13 protein-coding genes are annotated in these 16,825 nt (G+C 69.8%); 11 read left to right on the top strand and 2 right to left on the bottom strand.

Annotated elements, in window-relative coordinates; all coding sequences use genetic code 11:
• The first annotated feature begins 46 nt into the window (after nt 1–46).
• The gene (locus AB0L60_RS04940; RefSeq protein WP_364608513.1) at nt 47–1,342 is read left to right on the top strand and encodes a cytochrome P450; all 1,296 of its coding nucleotides are present in this window, start codon (nt 47–49) and stop codon (nt 1,340–1,342) included.
• 33 nt (nt 1,343–1,375) lie between these two features.
• On the opposite strand, the gene AB0L60_RS04935 is transcribed toward AB0L60_RS04940, so the two are convergent.
• The gene (locus AB0L60_RS04935) at nt 1,376–2,911 is read right to left on the bottom strand and encodes a carboxylesterase/lipase family protein (protein WP_364608510.1); all 1,536 of its coding nucleotides are present in this window, start codon (nt 2,909–2,911) and stop codon (nt 1,376–1,378) included.
• A 135-nt stretch (nt 2,912–3,046) separates the two neighbouring features.
• On the opposite strand from AB0L60_RS04935, the gene AB0L60_RS04930 reads away from it, so the two are divergent.
• From AB0L60_RS04930 to AB0L60_RS04920, 3 genes are all read left to right on the top strand, one after another.
• Entirely contained in the window at nt 3,047–3,268 is a 222-nt protein-coding gene (locus tag AB0L60_RS04930; protein ID WP_364607391.1) for a zinc ribbon domain-containing protein, read from the top strand.
• Between the two features lie 117 nt (nt 3,269–3,385).
• A complete protein-coding gene (locus AB0L60_RS04925; RefSeq protein ID WP_364607388.1) occupies nt 3,386–3,778 on the top strand; it encodes a hypothetical protein in 393 nt (130 codons plus the stop codon).
• Nucleotides 3,779–3,937: 159 nt separating this feature from the next.
• Nucleotides 3,938–5,098 (top strand): FAD-dependent monooxygenase, encoded by a 1,161-nt coding sequence (locus AB0L60_RS04920; protein WP_364607385.1) that lies wholly within the window; start codon nt 3,938–3,940, stop codon nt 5,096–5,098.
• Here the strand turns inward: AB0L60_RS04920 and AB0L60_RS04915 are convergent.
• Nucleotides 5,095–5,385, bottom strand: a complete 291-nt coding sequence (locus tag AB0L60_RS04915) for a SelT/SelW/SelH family protein (RefSeq protein WP_364607382.1) — start codon at nt 5,383–5,385, stop codon at nt 5,095–5,097. The two genes, AB0L60_RS04920 and AB0L60_RS04915, sit on opposite strands and share 4 nt — an antisense overlap.
• A gap of 137 nt (nt 5,386–5,522) precedes the next feature.
• On the opposite strand from AB0L60_RS04915, the gene AB0L60_RS04910 reads away from it, so the two are divergent.
• The 7 genes from AB0L60_RS04910 to AB0L60_RS04880 all read left to right on the top strand — a co-directional run bounded on the left by AB0L60_RS04910 (nt 5,523) and on the right by AB0L60_RS04880 (nt 16,785).
• A complete protein-coding gene (locus tag AB0L60_RS04910) occupies nt 5,523–8,411 on the top strand; it encodes an SWIM zinc finger family protein (protein WP_364607379.1) in 2,889 nt (962 codons plus the stop codon).
• 2 nt (nt 8,412–8,413) lie between these two features.
• A complete protein-coding gene (locus AB0L60_RS04905; protein ID WP_364608507.1) occupies nt 8,414–9,508 on the top strand; it encodes an AAA family ATPase in 1,095 nt (364 codons plus the stop codon).
• Nucleotides 9,505–11,847 (top strand): DUF5682 family protein, encoded by a 2,343-nt coding sequence (locus AB0L60_RS04900; protein ID WP_364607376.1) that lies wholly within the window; start codon nt 9,505–9,507, stop codon nt 11,845–11,847. The genes AB0L60_RS04905 and AB0L60_RS04900 overlap by 4 nt, the downstream gene beginning before the upstream one ends.
• Nucleotides 11,848–11,893: 46 nt before the next feature.
• On the top strand, nt 11,894–13,066 hold the full coding sequence (locus AB0L60_RS04895) for a VWA domain-containing protein (RefSeq protein WP_364607373.1): 1,173 nt from the start codon (nt 11,894–11,896) through the stop codon (nt 13,064–13,066).
• A 194-nt stretch (nt 13,067–13,260) separates the two neighbouring features.
• Nucleotides 13,261–14,700, top strand: a complete 1,440-nt coding sequence (locus tag AB0L60_RS04890) for a protein kinase (RefSeq protein ID WP_364607370.1) — start codon at nt 13,261–13,263, stop codon at nt 14,698–14,700.
• 171 nt (nt 14,701–14,871) lie between these two features.
• On the top strand, nt 14,872–15,837 hold the full coding sequence (locus AB0L60_RS04885) for an EamA family transporter (RefSeq protein WP_364607367.1): 966 nt from the start codon (nt 14,872–14,874) through the stop codon (nt 15,835–15,837).
• Between the two features lie 75 nt (nt 15,838–15,912).
• Nucleotides 15,913–16,785: an NAD(P)H-binding protein gene (locus AB0L60_RS04880; protein WP_364607364.1), complete on the top strand. Its 873-nt coding sequence runs from the start codon at nt 15,913–15,915 to the stop codon at nt 16,783–16,785.
• Nucleotides 16,786–16,825: the final 40 nt, after the last annotated feature.

Raw genomic sequence — 16,825 nt, 5'->3', positions numbered from 1 at the left:
GTTTCCGTACGGTGGAATCATCCGACGACGAGGGAGTCCCGCGATGATGAGTCCGCGATATTGGACCCGGTGGCTGGTCGAGCACGGCGCCCCGCGGTGGGCGCTGCGACTCCAGGCGCGACAGGACAACCCGTTCGCGAAACTGATCACCACCTCGGACGCGCTGGACGACCCGTACCCGCAGATCGAGGAGATTCGCCGCCGCGGGCGGCTGGTGCACAACCCGTACACCTGGGCCACCGCCGACTACGAGCTGACCCGGGTCATCCTGCGTGACAATCGCTTCGGCGCATTCGGCCCCGATGGCGTGGATATGCCGGCGTGGCTGCGCGATCGACTGAAGCGGGCGCAGACCCCGCCCAATCCGGTCGAACCGCCGTCGATGCTGATGATCGATCCGCCGGATCACACCCGCATCCGCAAGTCGGTGTCGGCGGCCTTCACCCCGCGCGCCGTCGGCCGGCTACGCGACCGGGTGGAGTCGGTGACCGCCGAACTGCTGGACGCGCTGCCGCCGAACGGCTCCGCCGATCTCATCGCGGATTTCGCCCAGCAGGTGCCGATCGCCATCATCACCGAGATGCTGGGCTTCCCGCATGCCTCCCGCGACGAGTTCCTCAGCTGGGGTGACGCGGCCAGCCCGCTGCTGGACATCGGCATCTCCTGGCGGTCATGGCGCAACGCCTACACGGCCATGGGTGTCATGGACAGCTATCTGAACGAGCACCTGGCCGAGCTGCGGCGCGCGCCCGGCGAGGACATCCTCTCCAGCCTGGTGACGGCCGGGGAACTGAACGAGCGCGAGCTCAAGGCGACCGCGAGCCTGCTGATGGGCGCGGGGTTCGAGACCACCGTCAACCTGATCGGCAACGGCATCGTCCAATTGCTCTCGCATCCCGATCAATTGGCCATGCTGCGCGCGGACCCGGATCTGTGGCCGCAGGCCGTGGACGAGATCCTGCGCTTCGACCCGCCGGTCACCATGACCGCGCGAATCGCCCTGTGCGACGCCGAGGTCGGTGATTTCCGGCTCGCGGCGGGCACGGTGCTCGTGATGTCGCTGGCGGGCGCGAACCGGGATCCGAAGAAGTTCGAGAAACCCAACCGCTTCGACATCACCCGCGCCGATGCCCGCGAGCACCTGACGTTCTCCAGCGGCATCCACACCTGTCTGGGCGCGAGCCTGGCCCGGATGGAGGGTGCGTACGCCCTCCGCGCGCTGTTCGACAACTTCCCCGATCTCACCCTCGCGGGCACGCCCGAACGCCGCCGGCTCTACACCCTGCACGGCTACGCGCACATGCCCGCCCGGCTGGGCCGGCGCGCCACCGCCACCGTGTGATCGATTGCGGCCCACCGTGTGATCGATTGTGGCTCAGTAGAACCCGACCACGTCGTCGCCCCACACGGTATTGCGATCGCGGTCGGGGTCGTCGACGACGCGGTCCATATTGCCGATGACCAGGGTGGTGCGGGTCGCGGCGCTGTAGGGCGGCCAGTGCTTGGAGCCGTCGATGGCGGCCGGCACGCCGTATTCGGCGAAGGCCAGCCAACGGCGCATCATGCGGCCCGAAACCTCCTGTGCCGCTTTGCGTCCGCCCAGCCAGAAGGTGGGGTCATAGTCGAAGGAGCCGAAATTGCCGAAGACATAGGGCAATTCGGTGGCGTGGCCGGCACCGACCCGGGCGGCCTTGAGCATCGGGGTGGCGTGGTCGAAGCGGTACATCCAGGTCGGCGAGTGCGCCGAATGCGCGTCGGCCACCCAGTGCGAGGGCATGCGGAAGGCGGCGTCGGTGGACATGGTGAGCGCGCCGCGCGGGGTGCTGGACTCGTAGGCGGAGGCGATCTCGGCCAGCCGCTCCGGTGACAGGCCGGGGTGTTCGGCGGCCACCCCGCGCAGCATGGCGTTCACCGCGTCCGGGGTGACCGGCATGATGGGCGAGCGGAACAGCCGGAACAGCGAGGCCTCGTCCTTGTTGGTGCCGATGATCAGCGGCACCCGGTGTGAACGGCCCTGTTGGAAGCGCTCGCTCGGGTACGCGGGCAGCAGGTTGCCGTCCACCACGGGCGCGGCGGCCAGCCGGCCGGGTTCGCGCAGCGGCACCTCGTCGAGCAGGGCGCCGGCCGCGGTCACGATGCGTTCGATGGGCATGGTGAGCAGCTCGGCCGAATGGTCGGGGGTCAGCTCCAGCAGTTCCAGATAGCGCTTGGCCACCACGGCGGCGCGTTCGGGCCCGAAAACCGTGGTGGCGGGCGGGGATTGGGCGATGGCGCGGTGGAACAGGCCCGCCGACAGCGGCGAGGTGAGCAGCGCGGTGACACAGCCCGCGCCGGAGGATTCGCCGAAGATGGTGACATTGCCCGGATCGCCGCCGAAGGCCGCGGCATTGTCGCGCACCCACTGCAGGGCGGCGATCTGGTCGTGCAGGCCCAGATTCGGGACGAATTCCTCGCCGAGCGAGGACAGGTCGAGGAAACCCAGTGCGCCGAGCCGGTAGTTGACCGCGACCACGATCACGTCACCGGTCTCGGCCAGCCGCCGCCCGTCGTAGATGGCCTGGGCGGCGGTGCCCAAGCAGAAGGCCCCGCCGTGCAGCCACACCAGGACAGGGCGGAGTTCGTCCGCGCCGGCGACCGGGGCCCAGAGATTGAGCCAGAGACAGTTCTCGCCCATGCGCAGGTTGGCGTCGACGGGCACGAAGCCCGGGGTCTGCGGGGCGACGTCACCGACGCGCACGCATTCGCGGACGCCGGTCCAGGATTGCGGGGGCTGGGGCAATCGGAAGCGATTGGGCCCGGCCGTGCTGGCGCCGTAGGGAATGCCGCGCCACAGCGCCACCGCACCGTCCAGCACACCGGACACCTCGCCGTTCGCGGTCCGCGCAACCGGCGCGCCATCACGTTCCGACAGCCTGTCGAAGAATCGAGTGCTCACATCACACCTCCTCGTACTCCGTAAATCGAGGGTACTGGGTGGTCCCGGATGCACCGCGGGATCGACGTCAGCGCGCCGCCGGTACGCCCGGGCGTCGTTTACGCTGGGCGGGTGCCGAGCTATGCGTATCGATGCCGCAGCTGCGGCGACACCTTCGAGCTGACCCGTCCCATGGCCGAGGCGTCCGCCCCTGCGACGTGCCCGGAGGGCCATGACGACACCGTCAAACTCCTGACCACCTTCGGGACCGTGACCCGCGGCGGCAGCGCCCCCGCACCCGCGCCGGCCCCGTCGAGCGGTGGCGGCTGCTGTGGGGGCGGCTGCTGTAGCTGACCCGGCGACCGGCGGGACGCGGCGGGCATTATATCTGGGCCAATGCGATGTCTTCTGGAGTTCAGCGAAACCGCGTAGACTTCCAGCAGGTCGGGACAGCATTTCTGGAGCCCTATCATGACCGAGAGAAAGAGTTCACGCACAAGGTTCACCCGGCTGGCGGCTGCCGCCGGTATAGCCGCACTCGCCGCGATTCCGGTCGCCGCAGCCGCGGCAAAAGCGCCTACGGCGCAAGCAACGACGCCCACGTCTGCAACCCAACTCGTCGACAACCCCGGTGGCGGTGACGGCCACGGCTGGGGTGGCGGTGGCGGCCACGGCTGGGGAGGCGGTGGCGGCCACGGCTGGGGTTGGGGCGGCAACGGCTGGGGCTGGGGCGGCAACGGCTGGGGCTGGGGCGGCAACGGCTGGGGCTGGGGCGGCAACGGCTGGGGCTGGGGCGGCAACGGCTGGGGTTGGGGCGGCAACGGCTGGTGGCTACCCGGCTGGGGTGGCTGGGGCAGCTTCTAGCGCCGGTGATCGAGCCCGGACACGCACAGCGTGCCGGGCTCGGTCGCATCGAGTACCAGCCATGTGAAGCGAGGTTCGACCAACTCGGCTGAAGCCGGTGACGAGATGAAGATCGTGTGTGTCGGTGGCGGGCCGGCCGGGTTGTACTTCGCTATTTCGATGAAGCGACGCGACCCGGCCCATGACATCACGGTGATCGACCGCGATCCTCCCGGGTCCACTTATGGCTGGGGCGTCGTGTATTGGGATGACCTGCTCGACATTCTGTATCGGAATGACCCGGACAGCGCCCAGGCGGTGCGTGCCGGGTCGGTCGTATGGCGTGAACAGGCAATCCATGTGCGCGACAACGAGACCGCGCATTTCGCGGGCTACGGGTTCAGCATGGGGCGCGCGGCCTTGCTCGACGTCCTTTCGCGACGGGCGAGGGACCTGGGCGTCGACGTGCAGCACGGGCGAGACGTGGATGATCTGTCCGGCTTCGACGATTTCGATCTCATCGTCGCCTCCGACGGCGCGAACAGCCGGATACGACAGCTGGGTGATCATCGTTTCGGCACATCCGTCGCACTCGGCGAGAATCGATATATCTGGCTCGGTACGGACAAGGTCTTCACCCGATTCACCTTCGCCTTCGAACACACCTCGGCCGGTTGGATCTGGTTCCATGCCTACCCGTCGATTGCCGGAAGAATCAGCACCTGCATCGTCGAATGCCAACCGCAGACGTGGCATGGACTGGGATTCGATTCCCTGGACAACCTGGAGAACGTGCGGGTTCTGGAGAACATATTCGGCCGCCCTCTCGACGGCCACTCGTTGATCAGCAGGACACGAGGCGAATTCGCAAGGTGGAGCCGCTTTCCCGAGGTGACCAACAAGACCTGGTATCACGACAACGTGGTGCTGCTCGGCGATGCGGCGCACACGACGCACTTCACCATCGGCTCGGGCACCCGGTTGGCAATCGTCGACGCTGTCGTGCTCGCACAGAACCTGTACGAGCATGCCGAGGTCGCCGACGCACTGAAGAATTACGATGCGCAGCGGCGCGCTGCGCTGCGCCCGGTACAGGCCGCCGCCCGTACCAGCATGGCCTGGTTCGAACACGCGGACCGGTATCTCGATCGCGGCGCCGTGCAGTTCGCCTATGCGATGTCGGTCCGGCACGGGCGGCAAATGCCGTGGCGGTATCAGCTGCACCTGCTCACACAGGTACCCACGGTGCGCAGGATCCGGCGTGCCATCGACTCCGGACAGCGGTGGCGGCGGGCTGCCCGGCGGGGAGAACTCGCGATGGCACCCCGCTCGAGCCGCTAGCCCGCCGGTTCGGTGTCCTTCTTGTCCGCGTGGCCGAGCGAGCGGCCGGGCGCCACCCGGTCGCGGACGCGCTGCTTGAGAATGGCGATATCGGGAAAACCGCCGTCGGCCTTGCGTTCCCAGATCTGGTCACCGTCGACGGTGATGCGAAAGACGCCGCCCTCGCCGGGGATGAGGGCGACCTCGGACAGGTCGGTGGCAAAGGTGGTGAGCAACTCCTGAGCCATCCAGCTCGCGCGGAGCAGCCAGCGGCACTGCGTGCAGTATTCGATCGCGACGCGAGGCATGTCAGCGACCTTACCGGGCGGGCCCCGCGCGGCCGTTGGAGCGGGCCCGCTCGTGGTTGCTGGAGCGGGCCCGCTCATGGCCCGGATCTGTCGGTGCCCTCGGATACAACTTTGCTCAACCGAGGAAGGGGGGATGGATGACCACCGCTTGGACCGCCGATCACGTCGGATCGCTCGCACCCGACGCCGCATCGCTGACCGCCGCGCGCAAGCTCCGTGGCAAGTGGAGCGGCACCGGCATTCACGACAGCGCGCTGTGGGGACTGTGCCAGGGCAGCGGCAGCCGACCGTATCAGACCATCGTGGATCTGTCGGGGCCCGCGTACAAATGCACCTGCCCGAGTCGCAAGTTTCCGTGCAAACACGCACTGTCCCTTTTGTTGTCGTGGAGTGCGGGTGACGTGCGCACCGCGGACACCGTGGCCGATTTCGCCGCCGACTGGCTGGCCGGCCGGGCAGCCCGCGCCGAGAAGCAGGCCGCGCCCGAGGCCAAGCCCGCCCGCGGCGCCGGGTCCGCCGCCGATCAGCGCCGCGCCCGGGTCACCGCGGGTCTGGCCGATCTGGACATCTGGCTCACCGACCAGGTGCGCACCGGCCTCGCGCAGTCGGATCGGTCGATCCGGGCCTTCGAGACGGTGGCGGCCCGCATGGTCGACGCGCAGGCTCCCGGCATCGCCGCGACCCTGCGCCAGTTACCGCTCGCCACCACCCATTCCGAATGGCCCCGGCCACTGCTGCGCGAATACGCCCGCCTGCACCTGCTGACCGCCGCGCACGCCCGTCTCGACACCCTCTCCCCCGGCCTGCGCGCCAGCGTGCGCACCCACATCGGGTACCCCACGCCGGCCGACACCGTCCGCGCCGAACCCGCCGTCCGCGACCACTGGCTGGTCCTGGGCAGCCGGATCACCACCGAAGACGGCCTCTACACACGCCGAGTCTGGTTGCGCGGCCGCACATCCGGCCGCTGGGCCCTGCTCGTCGACCACCATTACGGCAGCCCCGCCTTCCCGAACGACACCCCGGCCCCCGGTTTCCAGGTGGACGCGAACCTCCACTTCTACCCGAGCGCCACACCCCTGCGCGCCCTCTGGGGCGAGCGCCACGAAGACATCCCCGAACCCTTCACCACCATCCCGCTGTGCACGGCCGGTTCCCCGGACCGGAACGGCACCATTTCCGCTGCTCTCGCCGAGCAGGCGCGGGCGTTGGGGGCCGATCCGTTCCTGCGGTCGTGGCCGGTGCTGCTGGCCGAGGTCGTGCCCGTTCGCGGTGAAAAAGGCTGGTACATAGTGGAATCCGGTGGCGATGCGCTGCCGGTTTCGACCACCGAAGGTGAGCCCTGGCGACTGCTCGGGCTCTCCGGTGGACATCCGGTCACGGTGATCGGCGAGTGGACGGTGGACGGGTTGGTGCCGGTCGCGGCACTCGCCGCCGGGACCATGGTGGATGTCGGTGTGGCACAGGGAAATCCGATGCCCATCCGGCGCGGCGTCGAGGATTCCGCGAGTGCCGAGTTGATTTCGGCGGCGCTCGTCGGCACGGCGCGACGCCAGGCCGACCTGTCGGGATTGGCGTCGCCGGTCGCCGCCGCGACGACCGCGCTGACCGGGGATCGGGCCGCGGTCCTGCTGGAATCGATTGCGCTGCAGGACTGTTTCGCACGCGGCGGTGTCTCCGCCACCTCGGCGGAGCGCAGTGAGACCGCGGCCGATGATGAACGGCAGTTGCTGCCGATCGCGGCGGGTGTGCGGCTGACCCACCTGCTGGCCGACAATTCGCCGTTCCTCGACGAGTGGTTCGCGCTGGCCGGGCCGCGGGACTTCCGTGCTCCGGACGGAATGGTCAGCGGCCTGCTGGATCGGGCCAAGGCGCTGGCGTCGCATCGGGAACCGCTGCTGCGGCTGGCGGGTGCGCGGGGTCGCTGGCTGGCCGCGCAGCATCCCGGCTGGAAGTCGCTGGTGCGGGCCGCCGCCGAGGACGAGAGCGTGTGGTCGCACGGCCGGGCCGCGGAGCGCCGCAGCTGGCTGTCGCAGCTGCGGCAGCGGGATGCGGCGGCCGCGCGCGCGGCGCTCGCGGCGTCCTGGGGCACCGAGTCCGGGCCGGGCAAGGCCGAACTGCTGGCGGTGCTGGCCGACGGCCTCTCGCTCGACGACGAGGCGCTGCTGGAGACCGCCCTCGACGACCGGCGCGCGGAGGTGCGCCGGCTGGCCGCGGACCTGCTGGGGCGGCTGCCGGATTCGGCCTTCGCTCGGCGGATGGCCGGCCGGGCCGCGGCCTGGCTGAGTCTCGGTTCCCGGCCGGTGCGGCCGCAGCTGGTCACCACCGGTCCGGGTGTCCTCGACGCGGCGGCCCGGCGCGACGGTGTCGGAGATTCCTTCGGCTACACCGCCTATCGCGCCGACGGCGCCCCCGATCTGTCCACCGAATGGCTGCACCGGGTGGTGGCCGCCACGCCACTGCGGCACTGGGAGCGGCTGCTCGGCCCGGCCGAGGAGGCGGTGCGGGTGCCCATGGCCGAGGGCATGCGCGGCCCCATGATCGCGGGCTGGTCGGATGCCGCTCTGGCACAACGGAATCCGGACTGGGCCCGGGCGCTGTTCGGGGCCGTCTCCGGCGCGGACGCCCGCGACGCCGACACCGACAAGCTGCGCGAGCTGTTCGCGCTCCAACCGGAGGCCGATCAGGTGCGCTACCTGCGTGGCCTGGATTCCAGCTGGCTGGCCGAGATCGAATCCATGTTGCGCGCCATGCCGCATCCGTGGCCCGGCCCGATGGCCGAGCACGTGCTGCGGCTGCTCACCGAGCGCGCCCAGCTGTGCGCCGACCGGCCGGGTGCGCCCAGCCTGGTGCCCGGCTCCTATCGGACGCTGTTCCGCGCGGCGTCCGCTCACTTCCCGGTGGCGGTGGCGGGCATGGTGTCCGGTATCGCCCGCCGGTGCGCGGATCCGTACTGGGAGCAGGCCTTCGACCAGCTCGCCCATGACCTCATCGACCGCAAGACAATGCTCGAGGAGCTGCAGTGACCATGACTCAGGAACGGGACGCCCTGCTGCGCCCGCACGCCGAACAGGCCTTCGCCGACGAACTGAAGGCCCTGGCCGCCACCGACGATCGCCCGCGTCCGCCCTCCTGGAAGCTGTCGCCGTGGGCGGTGGTCACCTACCTGCTGGGCGGCACGCTGGCCGACGGCACCGTGATCACCCCCAAGTACGTGGGCCCGCGCCGGCTCATGGAGGTCGCGGTCGCCACCCTCGCCACCGATCGCGCCCTGCTGTTGATCGGCGTACCCGGCACTGCGAAAACGTGGGTGTCGGAACACCTTTCGGCCGCCATCGCCGGGCATTCCACGCTGCTGGTGCAGGGCACCTCCGGCACCGCCGAGGAGGCCATCCGCTACGGCTGGAACTACGCCCGGCTGCTGGCCGAGGGTCCGAGCGAGGCCGCGCTGGTGCCCTCGCCCATCATGACCGCCATGCGCGCCGGCTCCATCGCGCGGCTCGAGGAGCTCACCCGCATCCCCTCGGATGTGCAGGACGCGCTGATCACGGTGCTGTCGGAGAAGACGCTGCCGGTGCCGGAACTGGGCATGGAGGTGCAGGCGGCCAAGGGCTTCAATGTGATCGCCACCGCCAACGACCGCGACCGCGGCGTCAACGAGCTCTCCTCCGCGCTGCGCCGCCGGTTCAATACCGTGGTGCTGCCGCTGCCGGCCGGCGAGGCCGAGGAGGTCGCCATCGTGACTCGCCGCGTCGAACAGCTCGGCGCCGCACTGGAATTGCCCGCCGTCCCCGCCGCGGCCGAGGAGATCCGGCGCGTGGTGCGGGTCTTCCGCGAACTGCGCTCGGGCATGACCGAGGACGGGCGCACCAAACTCAAGTCGCCGACGGGCACGCTGTCGACGGCCGAGGCGATCTCGGTGATCACCAATGGCATGGCGCTGGCCGCGCACTTCGGCGACGGCGTGCTGCGGCCCGCCGATATCGCGGGCGCGGTGCTGGGCGCGGTGGTCAAGGATCCGGTCGCCGACCAGGTGGTGTGGACGGAATACCTGGAGGCCGTGGTGCGGCAGCGCCCCGACTGGGCCGACCTCTACCGGGCCTGCCGCGAGGTGCAGGAATGACCACTGCCGTCGCGGTATCGGCCGAGGCCAGAGTGTCGACCGAGTCGCGGGTGTTCGGCATCCGCCACCACGGGCCGGGCTCGGCCCGCTCGCTCGCGCTGGCGCTGGCGCGGTTCCGACCGGACGCCATCCTCATCGAGGGGCCGTCCGACGCCGATCCGCTCATCGGTTACCTTGCGGCCGAGGGGATGTCGCCGCCGGTGGCGCTGCTCGCCTATCAGCCCGACAGCCCGGCCAAGGCCGCGTTCTGGCCCTTCGCGACCTTCTCACCGGAGTGGGTGGCGCTGCGGTATGCGGTGGACAACGGTGTGTCCGTGGGCTTCTGCGATCTGCCCGCGAATGTCGCGCTCGCGATGGCGGACGAGCCCGGCGACCGGACCGATCCGCTGGCCATCCTGGCGGCCGCCGCCGGGTACGACGACGCCGAACGCTGGTGGGACGCCATCGTCGAATCCGCCTCGGACGCCGATATCTTCGTTGCCGTCAACGAGGCCATGGGCGCCCTGCGAGAGCACGCCGAGCATCTGGACGACGCGACCGCCGACCGGGAATCCGATTCCGTTGTCCCGGTCGAGGGGTCCGGGACAACAGAGGAGGACGAACCGGTTTCGGAGGACGGACCGGTCTCCATCGAATCGGTACGGATCACGGTGGACGCGCACACGTTGCGGCGTGAGGCGCACATGCGGCAGATCATGCGAAAGGCCTTGAAGGACGGCGCACAGCGGCTGGCCGTGGTGTGCGGCGCGTGGCACGCGCCGGCACTGGAGGGCAAGCTGGGCCCGGCCGCGGCCGATGCCCGGATCCTCAAGGGCATGCCGAAGAGCAAGGCCGCGCTGACCTGGGTGCCGTGGACGCATTCGCGGCTGGCGAGCTCATCCGGCTACGGCGCGGGCATCACCTCGCCGGGCTGGTACCACCACCTGTTCACCGAGACCGAGCAGCCCATCGCGCGGTGGCTGACCAAGGTGGCGGGCACGCTGCGGGCCCACGATCTGCCGGTGTCCAGCGCGCACATCATCGAATCCGTCCGGCTGGCCGACACTCTCGCGACCCTGCGGGGGCGGCCGCTGGCCGGGCTGTCGGAGGTCACCGAGGCCACCCGGTCGGTGCTGTGCGACGGCGACGAGACGCTGTTGCGGCTGGTCAGTACCGAACTGGTGGTGGGCGAGGCGCTGGGGACGGTCCCGGACGGGACGCCGACGGTGCCGCTGGAGGCGGATCTGCGGGCCCAGATCAGGACATTGCGGCTGAAGCAGCAGGCCCTGGAACGGACGGTGGATCTGGATCTGCGTACCGATGGCGGGCTGGCGAGATCGCGCCTGCTGCACCGGCTCCGGCTGCTGGGTATCGGGTGGGGCAAGCTGACCGACAGCCAGGTGCGCAACACCGGCACCTTCCGGGAGACCTGGACACTGCGGTGGCGGCCGGAGCTGGCGATCTCGATCGTCGAGGCGTCGCGCTGGGGTACCACGCTGCGGTCGGCGGCCGAGGCGAAAATCCTCGATACGGCACAGGATCCGGACGCGACGGTCGGGAAGGTGGCGTCCGCGCTGGAGGAGGCGCTGCTGGCCGATCTCGGCGAGGCCACCGAGGGGCTCATCACGCGGCTGGAATCGGTTGCGGCACTGGATCACGACGTCACCCATCTGATGTCCGCGCTACCCGGATTGCTGCGGATCGTGCGCTATGGCGATGTGCGCGGCACGGACAGCGCGGCGCTGACCCGGGTGGCGGACGGTCTGCTGGTGCGCAGTTGCGCGGGTCTGCCGGGCGCGGTGACCGGGCTGGATGCCGACGCGTCCACCGCGTTGCGGGCTCAGATCGATGCGGTGCATCTGGCGCTGTCGGCGCGTGACGACGAATGGGCCACCGGGACTTGGCTGTCCACGCTGGAGACTCTCGCCGATCGCGATGACGTCAACGGCGGCATCGTCGGGCGCGCGGTCCGCCTGCTCTGCGATGCCGAGCGTATCGACGGCGCGGAATCCGGGCGCCGACTATCCGCGGCGCTGTCGGTCGGGCGCACCGCTCCCGACAAGGCCGCCTGGATCGACGGCTTCCTGGGCGGGCGCGGGCTGCTCCTGGTCCACGACCGGAACCTGTTGTCGCTCATCGACGATTGGCTGTGCGGGCTCGACGAGGCGCAGTTCGTCGCCACCCTGCCGCTGCTGCGCCGGACCTTCGGAGCGTTCGAATCCGGCGAGCGGCAGGCCATCGGCCAGGCCGTACGGCATGGCGCGCCAACGGCTTCGGGCGCGCGCAGCACCGACTATGACACCGACCGCGGCGAACTCGCCATGCGCGGGGCGGCCGAGATCCTCGGAGTGGCGGGATGACTGCACATCGAAACCGGGGCGTTGCCGAACTTTCGAGGGGATTGTCATGAACGAGATGGACGAGGCGCAGGGGCGGCGGTGGCGCCTGGTGCTCGGCAGCGCCGGTGAGGCCGGGCTCGGGGGCGGCGGGCTGGGCAATGCCGACGATCAGGCGATGGATCGGGCACTCGGGGCGCTCTACGATTGCGGCGGGCGGGGTGGGAGCGGGCGGCGCTCGGGCGGGCTCGGGGGTTCCGCGCCGCAGGTGTCGCGGTGGCTGGGCGATATCCGCCGGTACTTCCCGTCGACGGTGGTGGAGGTGATGCAGCGGGACGCGGTGGATCGGCTCGAGCTCACCGAATTGCTGCTCGAGCCCGAGCTTTTGGAGGCGGTCGAGCCGGATGTGCATCTGGTGGGGACGCTGCTGAGCCTGAACCGGGTGATGCCGGAGACCACCAAGGCCACCGCCCGCACGGTGGTGGAGAAGGTGGTGAAGGAGATCGAGCGGCGGATCGCGGCGGCGACGGTGGCCGCCGTGGGCGGGGCGCTGAACCGGGCGGCGCGGGTGTCGCGGCCGAAGCTGCGGGATATCGACTGGGACCGGACCATTCGCAAGAACCTGGCGAACTATCTGCCCGAGCATCGGACCGTGGTGCCCGAGCGGCTGGTCGGGTACGGGCGCAAGGCGCAGGCGGTCAAACGGGATGTGGTGCTGGCCATCGACCAGTCGGGGTCCATGGCGTCGAGCGTGGTGTACGCCTCGGTGTTCGGCGCGGTGCTGGCGTCCATGCGGTCGCTGCGCACCTCGCTGGTGGTCTTCGATACGGCCGTCGTGGATCTCACCGAGAAGCTGGCGGATCCGGTGGAGGTGCTGTTCGGCACGCAGCTGGGCGGCGGCACCGATATCAATCGCGCCATCGCCTACTCGCAGTCGCTCATCACCCGGCCGGCGGACACGCTGTTCGTGCTGATCTCCGACCTGTACGAGGGCGGCGTCCGCGCGGAGATGCTGCGGCGCATTCGCGCCATGAAGGAGGCCGGGGTGCAGGTGGTGGTGCTGCTGGCGCTCTCGGACGAGGGCGCTCCGGCCTACGACCGCGACAATGCGGCCGCACTGACCGCGCTGGGCGTGCCCGCTTTCGCCTGCACTCCGGACCGCTTCCCCGACCTGCTCGCGGTGGCTCTGGATCGCGGCGATGTTGGGGCGTGGGCACACAAGGCTCTGCACTGCCAGACATAATGGGCACGCACCACGTGGTGATCCAGCCATGAGATGCACTGGATGATGGAAAGCCCAAAGGTTCGCGGCCCGTCTCGTTCTGGACTGACGGAGCGGGGGAGCGAAGCGGAGGAGCGGAGGAGGGAAGAACGAGACCTCCAGGGCCGCGAACCCGCCCGGAGCGAAGCGGAGGGCAAAAGATACGGAGGGCTGATTTGCGCTCTGGTGATGTGTTCGCCGGTTACGTCATCGAACGCGAGCTCGGTCGAGGCGGTATGGGCTCGGTCTATCTGGCCAAGCATCCGCGGCTGCCGCGCATGACGGCGCTGAAGTTGCTGAATCAGGAGATGTTCGCCGACGACGAGATTCGCGCCCGTTTCATCCGCGAGGCGGATCTGGTCGCCCGGCTGGACCACCCGAATATCGTCACCGTGTACGACCGCGGTGACGAGGGCGAACAGCTGTGGATCTCCATGCAGTACATCGACGGGATCAACGCCTCCTCGATCACCCCCGGCACGCTGCCGCCGCTGCGCGCGGCCCAGATCATCGGCGAGACCGCCAAGGCACTCGACTACGCGCACGGTCTCGGTGTCCTGCACCGCGATGTGAAGCCGGCCAATATCCTGCTGGCCCGCTCGTCGTCCAAGACCGGCTCCGGCGAACGCGTCTACCTGACCGACTTCGGCATCGCCCGCCTGCGCGATGACACCGGCCACCTCACCCAGACCGGCACGGTCACCGCCACGCTCGCCTATGCCTCGCCCGAGCAGTTGACCGGCGCGTCCCTAGACGGCCGCTCCGACCAGTACTCCCTGGCCTGCACGCTCTTCCAACTCCTCACCGGCACAGTCCCGTTCGAGGGCACCAGCCCCGCCGCGGTCATCCGCGGCCACCTCCAGCAGCCCCCGCCGCCCGCGAGCCCGCTCCGCCAGGCGCTGCCGCGCACCATCGACGCGGTCCTCACCAAGGCGCTCTCCAAGCGGCCGGCCGACCGGTACCGCTCCTGCGTCGAATTCGCCGCCGCCGCCGAACGCGCCCTCCAGGCGCCCCGCACCTCAGCGCCCCCGCGCCCGCCGACCCCCGCGCATCCGCAGCCCGTCGTCGCCCCGCGCCCACCGACTCCCGTCCGGCCGCAGCCGGTGATCCAGCAGCCGCCGAATCCGACACCGTCGACGCCGCGCCCGCTCGTGGGCCCGGGCCCGTCCTACCCGAACCAGGTCCCGTCCTATCCCAGCCCGGGCCCCGCGTACCCGGTCCCGCCCACGTCGAACCCGTCCTTCCCCAACCAGCCGATTCCGAATCAGCAGGTATCGACCCCGCCGTACCCGAATCAGCCCGCGCCGCAAACCTTTTCGAATCCGGCGGTGGCCCCGGCCCCGGCGTACAACCACCCGCAGGCCTACGCCCCGCGCACCAATCCACCTCCGACCTACACTCCCCCGCAGCGCCATTCGAACACGACGGCCTGGCTGATCGCCGCCATCGTCACGGTCCTGGTCATCGTCATCATCGTGATCGCGGTGATCATCAAGAGCAGCAAGTCCAAGGCCGACGCGCCCCAGCTCCCGGACACGATCGTCACCTCGGCCTTCGCGAACGCCCTGACCCCCGACAACGCGTTGGGCGACAAGCCCTCCCACGTCACCCTCTGAACCAGCCCCGCCGGTCACCGAGTTCCGCCAATGGCAGGTGCCACCCGCCTGACGGCGACGAGCCTTCGGTCGAGCATCGGCCATGCCGGTAGGAGTCGCAACGGCCGACTTCGATGACGCACGTCGGAAATTCTGTGGTCAGGTACGCGATCACGCGGTCAGACTGCAGCGGTGGCTACGACGGAAAGGGTTGGGCGGCTTCCGAGCCGAGTCCAGGCGACCGGGTGGGCTCTGACCTCATGGGCACTGTTCGCGAGTTCCGGGCCGGTGGCCAAGGCGGTGATGGCGACGGGCTGGTCCCCGGCGGCGGTGACTTCGGTTCGGATCACGTCGGCCGCGATGCTCCTCGTCCCGGTCGTTGCCGTATTGCGGCCGCGGGCGCTGCGGTTCCGCCGTGCCGACCTGTGGTTACTGCTCGGCTATGGGGTGCTCGGCGTCGCCGGAGTGCAACTGTTGTTCTTCGCTGCGGTGGCCCGGATGCCAGTTGCGGTAGCGATGGTGCTGGTCAATCTCGCGCCCGTGCTGGTCGCGATCTGGGTGCAGACAGCACGGCACACTCGGCTGCCCGCGCCGGTTTGGCTGGGCATCGGATTGGCCCTGACCGGCTTGGCCCTGGTCGCACAGGTCTGGCGGAGCATCGACCTGAACACGTTCGGTCTTGCCGCCGGTCTGGGCTCGGCGATCTGCTCGGCCGGATACTTCCTGCTCGGTGAACACGGTGCCGGCAGGCACGACCCCGCCGGGCTGACTGCTGTCGGTTTGACCATCGGCGCGATCGTGGTGGCAGTGATCGCCCCGCCGTGGACGCTGCCCTCCCCATTGCTCACAGCCCCAGTGGAATTGGGTGGTCTGCAAGCACCTTCGTGGCTTCTTTTGCTGGCACTCGCCTCGGCCGGCACCGCGCTGCCGTACCTGGCCGGACTTCGAGCCCTCCGCGATCTGCCCTCAGCTCCGGCCAGCGTGCTGGCTGTAGTCGAACCGCTGGTCGCCGCCGCGCTGGCCTGGATACTGCTCGGCCAGTCGCTCGGGCCGGCACAAATAGTCGGGGCGGTGGTCATGCTGGTCGGCGCGGTACTCGTGCAGTCGACCATGCCGGAAACCGCTCTCACAATTCCGAACCGACTGCCACACCGTTGAACACCCCGAGGTAGGCCGTGAAATAACGAATTCTCGTGATGTGCTGGGGTGGGCTCTAGCGGAAACATTCATGTCATGAGCAGCACAGAGATTCGTAACTCCCGCTCGACCGTCCTCGTCACCGGAGCGACCGGCGCCGTCGGCCGCCACCTCGTGGCCACCCTCCTCGCTCGCGGCGTCGGGGTCCGCGCGCTGACCCGTAAGCCCGAAGACGCGAACCTGCCCGAGGGGGTCGAGGTCGTCGCGGGTGATCTGGCTGACGCGTCGACTCTCGGCTCGCGGGTGTTCGAAGGTTTTGATCGCGCCTTCGTGTTCCCGGCGCGGGGCGTCGACACTTTCATGGACGCGGCTGTGGCCGCTGGAGTGCACCGGTTCACGGTGTTGTCCTCGCTGGCAGCGGCGATGGAATTTCCCCGCGACCACGGCTCGGCGAGCCAGCTGCACCACAGCGCCGTGGAAGCCGCCGTCACCGAGCGCACCGACGGGTGGACGATCCTGCGCCCCGGCACCTTTGCCAACAACCTGCTCGAATGGCGCTGGCAGATCAGCTCGGGTGCGCCGATCCGGGCACCGTACCTGGCGTCCGCTCAGGCCCCGATCCACGAATTCGACGTCGCCGAGGCCGCGGCCGAGACGCTGCTGTCCGACGAGCACATCGGCCGAATCATCCCGATCACCGGCCCGCAGGCGCTCACCCGCACCGAGCAGGTCGCCACGCTCGGCGCAGCGCTCGGCCGGGAGATCCCGCTGATCGAGATCACCGCCGACGAATTCCGCGCCGGGACAGCGCAATTCATTCCGGAGCCGATCATGAAAATGCTGCTCGACTACTGGAGCGACACCCTCACCACCCCCGACCGGGTGCGTCCCGTCACCGCGCTGACCGGCAAGCCCGGACGCACTCTCGCCGAGTGGGCCGCAGACCACCGCGCCGACTTCGGCGCCTGACGACTCCACCGATCGTGTAGCCCGGCCATCCAGGCCGGGC

Origin of the sequence: Nocardia sp. NPDC051981 (genome assembly GCF_040680715.1) — a bacterium.
Taxonomy (GTDB): domain Bacteria; phylum Actinomycetota; class Actinomycetes; order Mycobacteriales; family Mycobacteriaceae; genus Nocardia.
Note: the sequence above shows the minus strand (reverse complement) of the source record. Positions and strands in the feature narration are given on the sequence as shown.

Bases quoted from the DNA above. Each gene is read 5' to 3' on its own strand.
- AB0L60_RS04940 (WP_364608513.1), top strand. From the start codon at position 47: ATGAGTCCGCGATATTGGACCCGGTGGCTGGTCGAGCACGGCGCCCCG.
- AB0L60_RS04925 (WP_364607388.1), top strand. From the start codon at position 3,386: ATGACCGAGAGAAAGAGTTCACGCACAAGGTTCACCCGGCTGGCGGCT.
- AB0L60_RS04920 (WP_364607385.1), top strand. From the start codon at position 3,938: ATGAAGCGACGCGACCCGGCCCATGACATCACGGTGATCGACCGCGAT.
- AB0L60_RS04915 (WP_364607382.1), bottom strand. From the start codon at position 5,385: ATGCCTCGCGTCGCGATCGAATACTGCACGCAGTGCCGCTGGCTGCTC.
- AB0L60_RS04910 (WP_364607379.1), top strand. From the start codon at position 5,523: ATGACCACCGCTTGGACCGCCGATCACGTCGGATCGCTCGCACCCGAC.
- AB0L60_RS04905 (WP_364608507.1), top strand. From the start codon at position 8,414: ATGACTCAGGAACGGGACGCCCTGCTGCGCCCGCACGCCGAACAGGCC.
- AB0L60_RS04900 (WP_364607376.1), top strand. From the start codon at position 9,505: ATGACCACTGCCGTCGCGGTATCGGCCGAGGCCAGAGTGTCGACCGAG.
- AB0L60_RS04895 (WP_364607373.1), top strand. From the start codon at position 11,894: ATGAACGAGATGGACGAGGCGCAGGGGCGGCGGTGGCGCCTGGTGCTC.
- AB0L60_RS04880 (WP_364607364.1), top strand. From the start codon at position 15,913: ATGAGCAGCACAGAGATTCGTAACTCCCGCTCGACCGTCCTCGTCACC.